The 16,044-nt window shown below is 66.2% G+C and carries 13 protein-coding genes and 1 tRNA gene; 8 read left to right on the forward strand and 6 right to left on the reverse strand.

Features of this window, described 5'->3' with window-relative positions:
• The first annotated feature begins 5 nt into the window (after positions 1-5).
• The 4 genes from AB0L82_RS26850 to AB0L82_RS26865 all read left to right on the forward strand — a co-directional run bounded on the left by AB0L82_RS26850 (position 6) and on the right by AB0L82_RS26865 (position 5,051).
• Positions 6-1,379, forward strand: a complete 1,374-nt coding sequence (locus AB0L82_RS26850) for a Y4yA family PLP-dependent enzyme (protein ID WP_364641977.1) — start codon at positions 6-8, stop codon at positions 1,377-1,379.
• Between the two features lie 50 nt (positions 1,380-1,429).
• Positions 1,430-2,587, forward strand: a complete 1,158-nt coding sequence (locus tag AB0L82_RS26855) for a cysteine synthase family protein (RefSeq protein WP_364641980.1) — start codon at positions 1,430-1,432, stop codon at positions 2,585-2,587.
• Positions 2,584-3,981, forward strand: coding sequence for an MATE family efflux transporter (locus AB0L82_RS26860; protein WP_364641983.1), 1,398 nt, complete (start codon positions 2,584-2,586; stop codon positions 3,979-3,981). Before AB0L82_RS26855 ends, AB0L82_RS26860 begins: the two co-directional genes overlap by 4 nt.
• Positions 3,982-4,112: 131 nt before the next feature.
• Positions 4,113-5,051 carry a phosphodiesterase gene (locus AB0L82_RS26865; RefSeq protein WP_364641986.1) on the forward strand — a complete coding sequence of 313 codons (939 nt, stop codon included), beginning with the start codon at positions 4,113-4,115 and terminating at the stop codon, positions 5,049-5,051.
• Positions 5,052-5,063: 12 nt separating this feature from the next.
• On the opposite strand, the gene AB0L82_RS26870 is transcribed toward AB0L82_RS26865, so the two are convergent.
• The gene (locus AB0L82_RS26870; RefSeq protein ID WP_364642958.1) at positions 5,064-6,494 is read right to left on the reverse strand and encodes a stealth family protein; all 1,431 of its coding nucleotides are present in this window, start codon (positions 6,492-6,494) and stop codon (positions 5,064-5,066) included.
• Between the two features lie 437 nt (positions 6,495-6,931).
• On the opposite strand from AB0L82_RS26870, the gene AB0L82_RS26875 reads away from it, so the two are divergent.
• Entirely contained in the window at positions 6,932-7,423 is a 492-nt protein-coding gene (locus AB0L82_RS26875) for a hypothetical protein (protein WP_364641989.1), read from the forward strand.
• A gap of 147 nt (positions 7,424-7,570) precedes the next feature.
• Positions 7,571-8,146, forward strand: a complete 576-nt coding sequence (locus AB0L82_RS26880; RefSeq protein ID WP_364641992.1) for a TerD family protein — start codon at positions 7,571-7,573, stop codon at positions 8,144-8,146.
• Between the two features lie 76 nt (positions 8,147-8,222).
• Here AB0L82_RS26880 and AB0L82_RS26885 read toward each other — a convergent pair whose 3' ends face one another.
• The 3 genes from AB0L82_RS26885 to mfd form a co-directional block, all read right to left on the reverse strand.
• Entirely contained in the window at positions 8,223-8,927 is a 705-nt protein-coding gene (locus tag AB0L82_RS26885; RefSeq protein ID WP_364641995.1) for a sensor domain-containing protein, read from the reverse strand.
• Between the two features lie 104 nt (positions 8,928-9,031).
• Positions 9,032-9,697: a MazG family protein gene (locus AB0L82_RS26890; RefSeq protein WP_364642960.1), complete on the reverse strand. Its 666-nt coding sequence runs from the start codon at positions 9,695-9,697 to the stop codon at positions 9,032-9,034.
• 95 nt (positions 9,698-9,792) lie between these two features.
• Positions 9,793-13,410, reverse strand: coding sequence for a transcription-repair coupling factor (gene mfd, locus AB0L82_RS26895; RefSeq protein ID WP_364641998.1), 3,618 nt, complete (start codon positions 13,408-13,410; stop codon positions 9,793-9,795).
• Positions 13,411-13,550: 140 nt separating this feature from the next.
• Between mfd and AB0L82_RS26900 the strand changes: the two genes are divergently transcribed.
• The gene (locus AB0L82_RS26900; RefSeq protein ID WP_364642001.1) at positions 13,551-13,961 is read left to right on the forward strand and encodes a DUF1801 domain-containing protein; all 411 of its coding nucleotides are present in this window, start codon (positions 13,551-13,553) and stop codon (positions 13,959-13,961) included.
• 150 nt (positions 13,962-14,111) lie between these two features.
• On the opposite strand, the gene AB0L82_RS26905 is transcribed toward AB0L82_RS26900, so the two are convergent.
• Complete coding sequence (locus AB0L82_RS26905) at positions 14,112-14,759, reverse strand: TetR/AcrR family transcriptional regulator (RefSeq protein ID WP_330184966.1); 648 nt, start codon at positions 14,757-14,759, stop codon at positions 14,112-14,114.
• 208 nt (positions 14,760-14,967) lie between these two features.
• Complete coding sequence (locus AB0L82_RS26910; protein WP_153803761.1) at positions 14,968-15,591, reverse strand: TetR/AcrR family transcriptional regulator; 624 nt, start codon at positions 15,589-15,591, stop codon at positions 14,968-14,970.
• Between the two features lie 275 nt (positions 15,592-15,866).
• On the opposite strand from AB0L82_RS26910, the gene AB0L82_RS26915 reads away from it, so the two are divergent.
• Positions 15,867-15,937, forward strand: a tRNA-Gln gene (locus AB0L82_RS26915).
• Positions 15,938-16,044: the final 107 nt, after the last annotated feature.

A 16,044-nucleotide genomic window follows, 5' to 3' on the forward strand; every position in this document is an offset into this window, starting at 1 on the left:
GGCAGATGGATATCACCGATCCCGCCGAGCTCACCGAGATAACCGCCACGCCGATGCCCGCGCACCGGGCCGAATGGGAAGAACTGCTGCTCGCGGACACCGAATTGCTCGGCCGCATCGCGGGTACGATCGACGGCGCGTTCCATGTGCTGTTCCCGGCGCGAATTGTGCAGAACATCAAGGCGTTTCAGGACACCTTCGTCCGATACGGGGTGACCGGGCGGATCTACTACGGCAAGAAGGCCAATAAGGGCGCGAGCGTCGTGCGGGCCTGCCGCACCGCCGGAGCCGGGGTGGACGTGGCCAGTGTCGGCGAATTCCAGGCCGCGCTCGGCGCCGGTATCGCCGGGACCGATCTGGTGGTCACCGGACCCGCGAAATCCGATGCGCTGCTGGCCCTCGCGGTCCGCGAGGGCGCGCTCATCGCGATCGACGGGCTGGACGAACTCGACCATCTGCATGCCATCGTCGCCACCATCACGGCCGCCGGGCACGAACTCACCGCGCGAATTCTGCTGCGTGTACTGCCGCCCGGATCGCACAGCCGATTCGGCCTGACCGGCGAGGAACTCGACCTGGCCGTGAAACGCGTCGACCCGAATTCGATTTCCCTGGAAGGCTTCAGCTTTCACCTCTCGGGCTACCGGTCGATCGCGCGCGCCGAACTCGCCGCCGCGCTGATCCCGCGCTGCCTCGAGGCGCGGGGCCTGGGTCATCGGGCCGACACCCTCTCCATCGGCGGCGGATTCGGGGTGGACTACGTCCCCGAGGCCGCCTGGCGCGCATTCATCGACGGCGTCAATCCCGCCTGGTTCCACGGTGATCGAGCGCCCGCGCCCGATTCGTATTACCCGTACCACTGCCCCGAACCCGGTCCGGACATGCTCGCGGCGATCCTGCGGCACGACGATCTGGGCGACCGGCTGCGCACCGCGGGAATCACCCTGGCCATCGAACCCGGCCGGGCGCTGCTGGACCGCGCGGGCAGCACCGTTTTCACCGTGCAGGGCCGCAAAACCCGTACCGCACATGGCCGGGACTATCAGATACTCACGGTGAACGGCACCAGCCTGAGCCTGTCCGAACAATGGTTCAACACCGAATACCTCCCCGATCCGGCGCTTTGGCCGCGACACACCGGGGATATGACACCCGCCTGCGTAGGCGGCGCCACCTGTCTCGAAGACGATATGCTCAGTCGGCGGCGGATTCCGCTGCCTCGCCCGGCCGAAATCGGGGACCTGCTGATCTACCCCAATACCGCGGGTTATCAAATGGACAGCAATGAATCGGCCTTCCACGATCTGCCGATTCCACCGAAGGTTGAATTGTCCGCCTCCGACGGGAACGCACAGTTCGGATGGCGTTTCGATCGATAGCGTCGAACAGCATTTATCCGCATTCACACCGATCGCAAGGAGATACCTTCATGCCTGTTGTCACCACGCGCGTGACAGACCTCATCGGGCATACGCCGCTCTTCGAATTGGCCGTCACCGATACCGGCACCCGGCTGTTCCTCAAACTCGAGAACATGAATCCCACGGGGGCCGCGAAGATTCGGATGGCCAGCGCCATGGTCGACGACGCCGAAGCGCGCGGGCTGCTGCGCCCCGGCGGGCATATCGTCGAATCCACCTCCGGCAATACCGGTTTGGGCCTGGCCGTTATCGCGGCCGAACGCGGGTATCGCTTCACCGCGGTGGTCGATCACCACGCCTGCCGCGACAAACTGCGAACGATGAAGGCGATGGGCGCGGAACTGGTATTCGTCTCCGACGGCGATGACGACAATCTCTCCACCTCGGCGCGTGAGGAACTCGCCGAGCGACTGGCGCTGGAGGAGCACGCCGCCGCGGTGGCGGCGGGCGAAGTCCCGAATGTGTACTTCACCGAACAGCACAACAATGACGCCAATCCGGTCGGCTACTACGAGCTCGCCGAGGAACTGCTGGCCGATCTCGGCCGGGTGGACGCGCTGATCTCGGCGGTCGGCACCGGCGGTTCCATGTTCGGCACCGCGCGGCGGCTGCGCGATCTCGGGCACGAACCGCTGCTGTACGGGGTGGAACCGGTGGGGTCCATCGCCTTCGGCGGTCCGGCCGGGCCGTACTGGCAGTCCGGCACCGGCACCCCGGAGGGCGCGGATCCGGGCAAGATCGTCGCCGAGGATCTGAGCCTGTTGCAGGAGGGCGTGAAGGTTTCCGATGTGGAGGCGTTCGCGACCGCCCGGGTGGTCGCGCGCAAACTGGGCCTGATGATCGGCGGATCGGCGGGTGGATCGGTCTTCGCGGCCCTGGAGCGGATGGACGAGTTCCCGGCCGGGTCGGTCGTGGTCAGCATCGTCTGCGACGGCGGCGAGAAGTATCTGGACACCGTCTTCGACGACGACTGGATGAGCGACCGCGATCTACTGGATTCCGAGACCGAAGGTAAGGTCGCGAAAATGCTGGACAGCTACGCGCCAGCGCGCGATCAGCGGTCGCGCGCCGCGACTCGGCACACCGCGGACACCCATGCGATCCTGCTGCCGCAGGGCGCGGGATCGGTGGCCGTCGCATCCGCGAACGGGGCTGCGGGCAAATGAATTTCGGCCCTCGGCAGTCCGACGGACGTCAGCTCACCGCGCTGGCCACGCCGATCGCGCTGACGCAACTCGCCCAGGTGGCGGTCTCCACCACCAATATCGCGCTGATGGGCACGCTCGGGGTGCGGCAGGTGGCCGCCGGTGGCCTCGCGCTGGTGCTGTTCAACCAGATTCGCACCATGTGCGTCGGGTTGATCACCGGTACCGGCAATCAGGTGGCGACGGTGGTGAGCCGGGGCGAGAAGGGCAGTCGCGCCGTCGAACGCGAGGTGCGGGAGGTGGTGCGGTCCAGTTTCCTGATCGCCACCCTGGCCGGATTGCTCGGCGGCGCACTGCTGATCGGGCTCGGCTGGGCGCTGCAATGGCTCGGACAGGACGCGGCGGTGCTCGCCGAGGCGCGGCCCATGATGGTCGCGCTCGCGCCGGGACTGCTGCCCTGCCTGTGGTTCCAGGTGCTGCGCCAGTACTCGGTCGGTATGCAGCGACCGCAGGCGCTGCTGCTGGTGACGCTCGGCTCGGTGGCGCTGAACGTGGCGCTGGCGCTGGCGTTCATGCACGGCTGGCTGTTCCTGCCCGAACTCGGGCTGACCGGAATCGGCGTGGCCACCTCGCTGGTCTTCCTGATCACCTTCGGGGTGTTCTGGGCCATGGTGCGCCGGGACGCGAAACTCGGTGCGACACTGCCCGTTCGCATGTGGCCGGTGCACTGGGCCACGGTGCGCGACGAACTGAAACTGGGTACGCCGATCGCGCTCACCTACGGGTCCGAGGCGGGCATGTTCTCGGTGCTGGCGCTGGTCATGGGCAGTCTGGGAGCCGCGGCGCTGGCGGCGCACAATGTCGTCTATCAGATCGTGTACATCGTGTTCCAGGTGGCGATCGGGCTCTCGCACGGCGCGTCGATCCTGGTGAGCAAGGCCGTCGCGCGCGAGCGGTACTCGCACGCGCGCGCGGTGGCCTGGCTCGCGCTGCGCTACGCGGCGATCATCACCGCGCTGACCGGCATCGTCTATGTGGCCGCACCGGATTGGGTGCTGCTGCCTTTCCTGGACGACACCGATGCCGCCACCGTCACGCTCGCGCACACCCTGCTGCTGATAGCGATCGTGCTGCAATTCTTCGATTCGGCGCAGAACATCGGTGTCGGACTGCTGCGCGGTCTCAAGGACACCAAGGCGGGTTTCCGGCTGTCCCTGGTGGGGTATTGGATTGTGGGATTACCCACCGCATTGCTACTGGCATTCCCCTTGCATCTGGGGGCCGCGGGTGTGTGGTGGGGCCTGACCGCCGGACTCGCCACCACAGCTGCCCTGATGCTGCGGCGCTACTTCACGCTGCTGCACGCGCGTGAACAGGAACATCCCCGAGTGCTGGCCGGTAGCCTCGGACATTGAGCCGTCACGCAAACCTCACCTTCCCGCAAGCATGCCGTCACTGGGCATGGGCAATCTGGTGTAAAAGGCTTCGCTATTCTGGCTGACGGAATCGGCAAGCCGAGGGCACACACCATCCGGGGAGGATGTCCGTGTACATCGCGAGAGTCGCTGAATATCCGAGGGCAGACCATGTGCTGTTCCATTTCAGCGACACCCACCTGATCGCCGCAGACGCCGATCTCTACGGGGACGTCGACGCGGAGGCCCGACTCGGCCAACTGCTCGGCGAGGCCGCGGCGAGCCATATCAAACCCACCGCGATCGTCTTCACCGGCGATCTCACCGATCAGGGCGAACCGGGCGCGTACCGCAAATTGCGCGCACTGGTGCAGCCCTGGGCCGACCGCATCGGCGCACCACTGGTGTGGGTGGCCGGAAACCATGACGATCGAGCCGCACTACGCGTGCACATGCTCGACGAAAAGGGTTCGGGCGCACCACTGGACGCGGTGCACATGTTCGACGGGCTACGCGTGATCGCCCTCGACACCACCGTGCCCGGGCACCACTACGGTGAGATCACCGACGGCCAATTGGCCTGGCTGCGTACGGTATTGGCCGAGCCCGCGCCGTTCGGAACCATTCTGGCCATGCACCATCCGCCCATCCCCTGCGTACTGGACCCGGCCGTCTCGGTGGAGCTGCGCGATCAGCGCCGCCTCGCCGATGTGCTGGACGGCACCGATGTGCGCGCGATTCTGGCCGGGCACCTGCACTTCTCGACCAGTGCGACCTTCGCCGGGATTCCGGTCTCGGTCGCCTCGGCCACCTGCTACAGCCAGGATCTGGCCGTGCGGCAGGGCGGTATTCGCGGGCGTGACGGCGCGCAGGCCTTCAACTACGTGCACATCTACCCGGACACCGTGGTGAACTCGGTGGTGCCGATCGGCGCGGGCGGCACCGTCGGCGAACCACAGACCCCGGAGCAGGCGGCCCAGCGGCTCGCCGACGCCGGGATCGTGATTCCACCGGCCGCGGGCATCCCGCACGTGCTGCGCCGGCGGGACAAGGCCACCGAGGCCGGCTGAACCGAATTCGGTTCAGGCGGCGCCCGATTCGAACGCGGCGAGCGATCCCGTGATCGAATCGGGCTTCTCCCAGGGCGCGGGCTCCGGGAAATAGGTCTCCAGGAATTCCGAGACCGCGCGCACCCGTTCGGCCTCCGGGACCTCCGGGAAACTGCCGTCGTTGAGGCAGAAGAAGTCCACATTGCGCCGCTTGGCCAGACCCTCCAGCAGGGCCAGGCCGGTGTACATGGTGGTGTCCACGTAGCGCATCTTGGCCGCCTCCTGCGGTACCGCGCGGCCGGTCAGCAGGGCGTAGTAGTGGTACAGCGAATTGGTCACCGAGATATCGGTGGCGGCGCGGAACCGGCTGGTGCGGGTGCGGGCGAAATCCTCCGGGAACGCCTGCTCCATCTCGTGCAGCACGCTGCGGCGCAAGGGCACCGGGGTGTGCTCCAGATGCCTGGTGATCATATGCCCGAAGCGGGCCTGCAATAACTGCCGATTCATGCGGGCGGCATTCTCGAAACCGCTGCGGCGTTCATTGTTGGCGCCCGGGCCGATACGCGTGCCCGCCTCGATATAGCGGCTGATCCCGCCCGGGGTGAAGAACATGGACGGGCGCACCGGGCGCGCGAAGAACATATCGTCATTGGAGTACAGGAAATGCTCCGACAAACCCTCGATATGCTGCAATTGGCATTCCACCGCATGGGAATTGAAGACCGGCAGCCCGCTGACATCCGGGAAATGGTCGACGGCGCGCACGACCGTCACCTTGGGATCGTCGCCCAGCCACTCCGGCACCTTGGAATCGGTGGCGATGAAGATGCGGCGGATCCACGGCGCGTTCTTGTGCACCGAGCGCAGCGCGTACCGCAGCTCGTCGATCTGCCGGATGCGGGCGTCGGCGGCGTCACCCTCGCCGACCACCACCTGCGCCAGCATTCCCGCACGGCGCGCGCGGAATTCGGGATCGGTGCCGTCCACCCAGGAGAAGACGATATCGATATCGAAGCCGACATCGCCCGGATGCGGGGCGAACATGCCGGTCAGGGTGGGCCAGCTGGTGTCGTAGAGCAGGACGGTGCTCTGCTCCACATCGGCGAGGTCGAACACATTGCGGGTCAGCGCGTTCGGGCGCGGGCATTCCACGGTATCGCCGTGGTACTCCCACAGCTCGATATCCACGTGGTGCGCGGTGTCCAGGTCCCGGCCCAGCCGGAACACATTGTGCTGCTTCTCATTGCAGATGAACCCGGCCACCATGGCGGCGCCCAGCACCCGTCTGAGCGCGGCTCTGTGCGCGGCGTCGACCGCCAGCACCAGCCGATGGTCGGAGTCGCGCACCAGCAGGTACGGCACCTCCGCCGCTATCATCTCCGCGCGCAGATGGCGCAGATCGTCGAGCACCGCGCTCGACGTACCCAGATTCGCCACGCTCGCGCCTGGCGTCCATGTCCCCATGTCCGGCTGCTGCCCCGAACCCATATCCATCACCGGTCTCCGCTCTCTTCGTGTTCTCACCTCACACGCCTCACCTGCACCGCAGCAGCCGCCCAGCCGTTGCCGGGAGCGCGAAAACCGTTGCGCGCCATACTTTCGATGCTGCTGCGTTCGTCTACGCCGAGTGGCGGACGGCTTCACCGGGCGGTCATCGGCCGGTTACTCGCATGACCCCGTTTGTACGGGGGACTGTAACGAATGATGCATTCGTTATCGCCGCTAGTCAATCTATTGCCACGCAGGTCCGATGGTGTTTTCACACACGTAACGGACAAGTGGGACGTCCCGGGCGTTCCGAGCCGCGCTCGCGGAGGCCAGCGGGCAACGGCGGCAACGGCATACACTTGTCTCAGCACAGTCCAGCCCACTGTGCTTTACCCGATCGTGAGGTGACGAAGATGGTAGCCGGAGCGCGGGCGCGACAAGAGTCCTCGACGGAAGGCCCGGAAACGGAACACCCGGAACTGCCCATCCTACCCGAGTGGCCATTGGACACCATCGGGGTGCTGGTGACCACCGATCCCGCCCCGCACGCCATTCCGGTCTCCTGGCCGGTGCGCGCGGGCGACAGTCGGATTCTGCTGAGCCTCAAGTCCGATCGCGGATCGCTGGCGCGGCTACGCGAACGCCCCGAGGTGGCGCTACTGATCCTGGGCGGCGGCAATGTGGCGCTGTGCGCCCGCGGTCGCGCCGAGATCGTGGCGGATCCGATGCCGGGCGCGGACGATTACACGGCGGTCGCGATCGAGGTGTCGGTGATCGATGATCATCGGCAGTCGGCGTTCGCCGTGGCGGCCGGAATCCAGCGCAACGTGATCGATCCAACGGAATTGCGCTACTTGGAGAAACGCGTGGCCACGCTGAAATCCATGGCGTCCGAAGGCAACTGAACGGTGCCGCCCGTCGATTAATTCGGACATTCCAGACATAGCGTCCCAACCGAAACCCCAGCGCAAAAATGAACGCGCACAGTGGGTCCCCGGATCGACCATAATCGGGAAGGGATGCGGTGTGAATGCGCCGCGGGGAAGGAGATCATGTCTGTCAGCTTGGCCAAGGGTGGAAACGTTTCGCTCTCCAAACAGGCCCCGAACCTCACCAAGGTCGCCGTCTGCCTGGGTTGGGACGTTCGCACGACCACCGGCGCGGACTACGACCTGGATGCCAGCGCGATGGCCTGCGGACCGAACCAGCGGGTGCTGTCGGATGCGCATTTCGTGTTCTACAACAATCTGCGCTCGCCGGAAGGCACCATCGAGCACACCGGTGACAACCTCACCGGCGCCGGCGACGGTGACGACGAGGTGATCAATGTCGATCTGGCAGCAATGCCCCCGACGATCACCAATATCTTCTTCCCGGTATCGATCCACGACGCCGACGCTCGCCGCCAGTCCTTCGGACAGGTCCGCAACGCCTACATTCGCGTTGTCGACGCGGCCACCAGCTCCGAGCTGGCCCGCTTCGATCTCACCGAGGACGCCTCCACCGAGACCGCCATGGTCTTCGGCGAGCTCTACCGCAACGGCCCGGAATGGAAGTTCCGCGCCATCGGCCAGGGCTACGCCTCCGGCCTCGCCGGTATCGCCCGCGACTACGGCGTCAACGTCTGACCGAGCGTCGCACCGAAAACGCTACCCCGCCGAACGACTCGGCCGGGTGGCGTTTTTCATTGTCCGGAGTCGGGAATCAGTTGAGCTGGCGGATTTTGGCGGCTATGCGGTCGGCGATGGGGGCCGAGGTGCGGGCGTCGGCGTAGGCGCAGCTGGAGACTTCTATGACGGCGTTGCCCTGGGTGCGGATGGTGTCCGAGCAGACCCGGGTGCTGCCGGTGAAGGTGAGGGTCCAGTCGGCGGAGACGGCGGACGGGTCGGTGTTGTGCGGAATCGCGGTGATGCGCATGACGCTGGGGGCGCCGTTGCCGGTTTTGGGGGTGGCGGTCAATTGCTTGCCATTGCAACCGGACAGGACGGCCCGGTACTGGTTCACCAGGGCCTCGGCCACCAGGAAATTCTTGTAGGTGGAGACGGTCTCGTAGATGGTGTGCTGCGGACTGTCATCGGCCTCGCGCAGCGAACGCAGGCGGAAGCCGGTCCATTTGTCCGCGTAGACATCCAGATCGGCGGTGTACTCCATGGGCCCGCATTCGGCGGGCTGATAGGTGAGGTTCGGGGTGGTGGGGACGGTGTTCTCGAACTTCTGCACCAGGGCGGTGGAGGCCACGATCTTGCCGGCGTCATCGGTGGAGAGCAGCACATCGGGAATGCGATCGGCGCTCAGGCGGGCCATTTTCACCACCGCCGGATCGGGGGCGGCGACACCGCTGACCACCTTGCCGCACCCCGTCACCGCGAACAGCAGCGCCAGGCACACCGCGACCATTCGCCCCTGCATCGGCCCTCCTCCACACCCGAAAACAGCAGAAGCATAGCGGTCGGGCGCAACGACCCGCCCGGCGTGAATGCGGCGATCAGGTCACAGCCGACCCGCGTCCGGCATCACACCGGCCAGTAGGCGCGCCACTGCTCGGGCGTGAGGGAAAGTCGTTCGCCGCGAGCGGCTTCCGCCGCATCCTCGGCCGCGCGAATGGCGGCGGCGAACGCGAGCGTGGCCTTGCGCAGACGTTCCTCGGCGCTGTCCGGACCGCCGAGCCGGACCATCCGCAGCTCCAGCGGAATCAGGTCCTCCGGCAGTCCCGCCTTACCGCTGCGTGAGCGCACCTTCTCCGCCAGCGCCAAAGCCGGTTGGGCCATGGCGATTCCGTCCAGACAGGAGCGCCGCGACTTCTCCGCGGTCTTGCGCTCCTCCCATGCCGCCTCCTGCGCGGCGATCTTGGACGCCATATCGGCGTCCGGATCGATGCCGTTGTCGAGCAGGTGCGGACTGCGATGGGTCAGCTTGGCGACCAGTGCGGCCGCCACCTCGGCGACCGTGAATTCCCCTGCGGCCTCGGCGATTCGGGAGTGGAACAGCACCTGCAACAGCAGATCGCCCAGCTCCTCCTTGATGGTCTCGGCATCGGCGTCCTGAATGGCGTCGAGGAGTTCATAGGTCTCCTCCAGCAGGTACGGCCGCAGCGAATCATGGGTCTGGGTGACCTCCCAGCCGCCGAAATTCCACAGCCGATCCATGACGTGCACGGCCTCGCCGAGCGCCTCGGTCATGCGCGCGGTATCGGCCGTCAACTCCGCCGCGGACGCCGCGTGCGCCGAAAGTCCCTGCGCCACAGCCGCGGCCGCCTCATCGTCACGCGCGGAGGTCATCGGGCGGTGGCCGCCTCCGGAGCGATGCGCACATCCACCGCGCCGGGGGCTTTACCGTCGAGGGCGAGCAGCAGGTCGGCGACGAACTGGAGCACCTGCACATCGCGGACCCGGGCCGCGCCGACGCTGTCTTCCACCCGGGGCAGCGGCAACTGCACGATGCCGGTGGCCGGGCGGTAGGTCGCGTTCGGGTAAAGGCGCTTGAGCCGCAACTGTTTCGAGTCCGGCAGTTGCAGCGGCGCGACCTTCAGGGTGGTGCCGGTGACACCGATCTCGGCGATCTTGTACTCCCGCGCCAGCAGCCGCAGTTTGGCCACCGACACCAGGCGGCCGACCTCCACCGGCAGCGGGCCGTAGCGGTCGACGAGTTCCTCCACCACCGCGGCCAGACCCGAATCGTCCTGGGCGGCGGCCAGTTTGCGGTAACCCTCGAGCCGCAGGCGGTCCGAGGCGATGTAATCCGGCGGGATGTGGGCGTCCACGGGTAGGTCGATCCGCACCTCGCGGATCTCCTCGTCGACGGTGATCGGGCGGCCGTCTGCGGCGGCGCGATACGCCTCCACCGCCTCCCCCACCAGGCGCACGTACAGGTCGAAGCCGACGCCCGCCACATGTCCGGACTGTTCCGCGCCGAGCACATTGCCCGCACCGCGAATCTCCAAGTCCTTCATGGCGACCGCCATACCCGCGCCCAGATCCGAATTCTGCGAAATGGTGGCCAGGCGGTCGTACGCCGTCTCGGTCAACGGCTTCTCCGGCGGGTACAGGAAGTACGCGTAGCCGCGCTCCCGACTGCGGCCCACCCGCCCGCGCAACTGGTGCAGCTGCGAAAGCCCCAGTGCGTCAGCGCGTTCCACGATCAGCGTATTGGCATTGGAGATATCCAGACCGGTTTCGATAATGGTGGTCGAGACCAGCACATCGTATTCGCGCTCCCAGAAACCCTGCACGGTCTTCTCGAGCGTGTCCTCGTTCATCTGCCCGTGCGCGATCGCCACCCGCGCCTCCGGCACCAGATCGCGAATCCGCTTGGCGGCCTTCTCGATCGAGGACACCCGATTGTGGACATAGAAAACCTGGCCGTCACGCAGCAGCTCACGGCGAATGGCGGCGGCCACCTGCTTATCGTTGTACGCGCCCACATAGGTGAGTACCGGATGCCGCTCCTCGGGCGGGGTGAGAATGGTCGACATCTCGCGAATACCGGCCAGGCTCATTTCCAGGGTGCGCGGAATCGGCGTCGCGGACATGGTGAGCATGTCCACGTGCGTGCGCAGTGCCTTGATGTGCTCCTTGTGCTCGACGCCGAAACGCTGTTCCTCGTCGATAATGGTGAGGCCCAGGTCTTTCCAGCGAATACCGGTCTGCAACAGCCGGTGCGTGCCGACCACGATATCGACGTCGCCGGAGGCCATGCCCTCGGTGATCTCGCGCGATTCGGCGGCATCGGTGAAGCGGGACAGGCCCTTCACTGTCACCGGGAATCCGGCCAGCCGATCGTGGAAGGTCTGCAGATGCTGTTGCGCCAGCAGGGTGGTCGGCACCAGCACGGCGACCTGCTTACCGTCCTGCACCGCCTTGAACGCCGCGCGCACCGCGATCTCGGTCTTGCCGTAGCCGACGTCACCGCAGATGACGCGGTCCATCGGGACCGCCTTCTCCATATCGGCCTTCACCTCGGCGATGGCGGTGAGCTGATCGACGGTCTCGGTGAAGGCGAACGCGTCCTCCATCTCCACCTGCCACGGCGTATCCGGGCCGAAGGCGTGCCCGGGCGCGGCCTGGCGGGCGGCATAGAGCTGAACGAGTTCGGTGGCGATCTCGCGAACGGCCTTGCGCGCCTTGCGTTTGGTGTTCTGCCAATCCGAACCGCCCATCTTGGACAGGCTGGGGAGTTCACCGCCGACATAGCGGGACAGCTGATCCAGCGAATCCATCGGCACGAAGAGCCGGTCCCCCGGCTGGCCGCGCTTGCTCGGCGCGTATTCGATGACCAGGTACTCACGCCGCGCGCCGCCGACCGTGCGCTCGATCATCTCCACGAACCGGCCGATGCCGTGCTGATCGTGCACGACCATATCCCCGGCCCGCAGCGCCAGCGGATCGACCTGATTGCGGCGCTTGGCCGCGAGCTTCTTCCCCTCGCCGGGCGCGGTGACCCGGTTGCCGGTGAGATCGGATTCGGCGACCACCACCAGCTTCGCGTCCTCGAAGATGACGCCGTCGTGCAGTGAACCGCAGAGCACCCCGACCAGCCCGCGCACCGGTTCGGCCCCGGCCGCGAGGGCGGCGGCGGGCACCTCGGCCTCGCCGAGTCGCTCCAGAATGCGTTGCGCCGTACCGTGTCCCGCGACCACGATGACCGCGCGGCCGCCGGTGGAGACGTGCGCGCGCAGCGAGGCGAAGATGGTGGCGACCAATTCGTCCGAACCGCGCGCCGAGGGCGCGGACTGCACCGGCAGCACGATCTCGTCCGGATGGTCGGCGACCAGCGGGCTCAGCGTCCACCACGGCAGACCGCGCTTATCGGCGTCGGCGTGCACCACGTCCAGACCGCGATAGGCCGAGGCCGCCAGATCCAGACCGTGCGCGCCCAGCGGGGCCGCGCCGCCGAACGAGGCCGCGGTCCAGGACGCCTCCAGGAATTCCTGTCCGGTGCGCACCAGATCGGCGGCGCGGGTGCGCACCTTCTCCGGATCACACAGCAGCACATGGGTATCCGCGGGCAGCACCTCGGTGAGCAGTTGCAGCTCGCCCGGTTGCAGCACCGGCAGCAGCGCCTCCATACCCTCCACCGGAATGCCCTGGGAGATCTTCTCCAGCATCTCCACCAGGGCCGCGTCGGCCGGATTCTCGGCGGCCACCTCGGCGGCGCGCTCACGAAGCGCGGGGGTGAGCAGCAGTTCCCGGCAGGGCTGGGCTATCGCCAGTTCGATCGGCACATCGTGGATGGAGCGCTGATCGGCGACCGAGAAGGCGCGCAGCTCGCTGATCTCATCGCCCCAGAACTCCACGCGCACCGGATGATCCGCCGTCGGCGGGAAGAGATCGAGAATGCCGCCGCGCACCGCGAACTCACCGCGCTTGCCGACCATATCGACGCGTTCGTACGCGAATTCCACCAGCCGGGCGAGCAATTCGTCGAAATCGAACTCCGCGCCGACCCGCAGCACGATGGGTTCGAGATCGCCGAGCCCGCGCGCCATCGGCTGCATGAGCGAACGCACCGTGGTCACCACCACGCGCAGCGGTTCGCCGTAGATGGTGTCCTCGGGATGCACCAGCCGCCGCAGCACCTGCAGCCGCTTGCCGACGGTGTCCGCGCCCGGGGACAGCCGCTCATGCGGCAGCGTCTCCCAGGATGGGAATATCGCGACCCCCGCACCGAGCATCTCGGTGAGCTCGGCGGTCAGATCGTCGGCCTCGCGCCCGGTGGCGGTCACCACCACCAGCGGTCGCTCCCCGGCGATGGTCGCGGCCACGAAGGGCCGCGCCGCCGAGGGCGCGACGAGCATTGCCGAGGCCCGTCCGATCAGCTCTTTCACCTGCTGCAAGGAGGTATCGGCACCGGCCACCGCAGCCAGTCCCGCGAGAGGTGGACGTTGGCTCGACATGAGGCAGACTCCTGGGCGCGCAGAGAGCGGGTAGGACAGCTCAACGAGTCTAATCACCCGGACCGACAGCGGTGGCTCCGCCTCACTGGCCTGCGTGCGATCCCGGAAGGGTGCGGGGCGATTCGTGCTTTGATGTCTATATGTCCTATGTGGTCGATCCACGGGTGGATGCCTATATCGACGGACTACCCGAATGGCAGCAAAAGATCTGCCGGCAGGTGCGTGACATCGTGCACGCGGCGGACCCCGCGGTCCAGGAGACGATCAAGCGGACGGTGCAGCCGTACTTCGTCCTCGACGGCAATATCTGCGCCCTGCTCGGCACCAAGAAGGCCGTGGACATCTTCCTCTACGACGGCGGCATCGTGCCCGACCCGCACGGCATCATCACCGGCGGCCACGACAACAAGACCGCGCGCATGATCGCCGTACACGAGGGCGAAACCCTCAACGCCCCAGCCCTTCTCACCATGTTCAAACAGATCATCGCCAACAACCGAGCGGGCGGCTGGCGCAGATTGAAACGCGAGAACCCGGACATGCCCCGGTAATCACGCCAACTTCCCAACGCGACAACTGATCTCGCAAGGATCGGGGTAACTCCCGGGGTACCCCCGAAATGGCCAACGGCACCCACCCGCACCACGCGTCCCCAATGGTCCACGGCTCCCAAGCCGTGCGCCAAAGTCCCGGGGAGGCGGTTACTGCACGTAGCGGCGGAGGCGGCGGGCCGCGAATTCCCTGAAGTACGCGACCTTTTCGTCCGGAACGATGGACGGGAGCAGGAAGTACCAGGCCCGTTCCATGCGGGTCGCCATCTGATCGATGGTCTCGGTGCTGACCGCGACCATGTGCACGCCGGTCGTCACCTCCTGCAGCAGCAGGCCGATGGTCTCCGGATCCAGGTCGGGCTCCAGATCACCCTGTGCGATAGCGCGTTCGGCGAGCAGCCGGTGCGTCTCACCCCAGGTCTTGGCGATGTTCTCGCCCGTCGCGCCGCGGTAGTCGCCGATCTGGTGGGTCAGCTTGAGCATCGCGCCGACCATCGGATCGTTCATGGTCAGATCGGCCACCACGTAGGTGATTCCGATGCACGCCTCCAGCGCGGGCACGCGCGGATCGAAGAAGCCCTGACAGGCGCTGATCAGTCGCTCATTGCCCTGATCGACCACGGCGCGCGCCAGCTCCTCCTTGGAGCCGAAGTGAAAGTACAAGGCGCCCTTGGTCACATTCGATTGTGCGATGATCTCGGACAGGGACGCGTTCGCGTAACCCAGTCGCAGAAAGACATCGGCCGCGCCCGCGAGCACGGAATCGCGAGTGATCTCCGCACGCGCTTGCCTAGCCATCAGATCCGCCTGTCATCAAACCAGCCATCCTGAAGTAGACCGACATCCTGAAGTTGACCGACATCACAGTTCGAACAGCACTCGAAGGATGGGTGAACCGTACCACCCGGCTGCCGTATGCCAGTCGATTCGAGCATTCGACCCGTCCTCCTTCGCAATTCGCTGGTTAACTGTCCAGTTCCGCCGCTGTGCCACACCATTTTCAGACCTATAGGTCTCGTACGCCTTTGCCGCTGGGCCATTCCGACGCCAGCTTGGGCTCGGCCTCGAGATGGGTGAGACCGTTCCAGCACAGATTCACCAGATGCGCCGCAACCACTTCCTTGGACGGTGACCGCTCGTCCAGCCACCAGGTCGCCGCCGTCGCGACCATGCCCACCAGCGCTTGTGCGTACAGCGTCGCCAAACTCGTATCGAAGCCGCGGCGTTCGAAATCCCCGGCGAGTATGTGCGCCACCTGATTCACCGCTTCGTTCAGCAGACTGGAGTAGGTGCCCTCGGCCGCCGACGCCGGTTGATCACGCATGAGGATGCGAAACCCATCGGTCCGTTCCTCCATATAGGTGAGCAACGCCAGCGCCACCTGTTCCAGCCGTACCCGCGACCGGTTCTGCGACAGCGATGCGGTGATCATCTCCAGCAGCGCGGACATCTCCCGATCCACCACGACGGCATACAAACCCTCCTTGCCGCCGAAGTGTTCGTACACCACGGGTTTCGAGACTTGCGCGCGCTGCGCGATCTCCTCCACCGAGGTGGCGTCGTAGCCGCGCTCGGCGAACAGGGTCCGCCCGATCTCGATGAGTTGCTGTCGCCGTTGGGTTCCCGTCATACGCGGACGCGACACCCGGCTGCCATCACCCGTAGTCATCGCCCCGCCTCCCTGTATGCCGTACGAACGTCCTACAACTCTCTCAGACACCGAGCGAACTGTCTCAGAGCGCCCCACCGAGACCTGTCGGCTGGAACACCCTCACAACCGCGGCGCGAAACTCTGACCACCGGTGATCGTTAAAAGTTTCGGGGAGACGGATCCATGTGCGAGTATCTACACGCGCATGCCATAGCAAGCAGAGTCGGCGAACCGAACGGTCCGCCGGGATGCAATCCGCCGTAGTGTAATGGCAGCACCACTGATTTTGGTTCAGTTAGTTCAGGTTCGAGTCCTGGCGGCGGAGCTCGCGAACGGGGTCACTATGGTTGGCCCCGCACATCGCTGACGCAGCACAACTGTGGCCCAGCGCACCAAAGAACTCAGCACGATGACGCGCAGCCGAGGGAGATC

Origin of the sequence: Nocardia sp. NPDC052001 (assembly GCF_040680615.1) — a bacterium.
Classification (GTDB): Bacteria; Actinomycetota; Actinomycetes; order Mycobacteriales; family Mycobacteriaceae; genus Nocardia.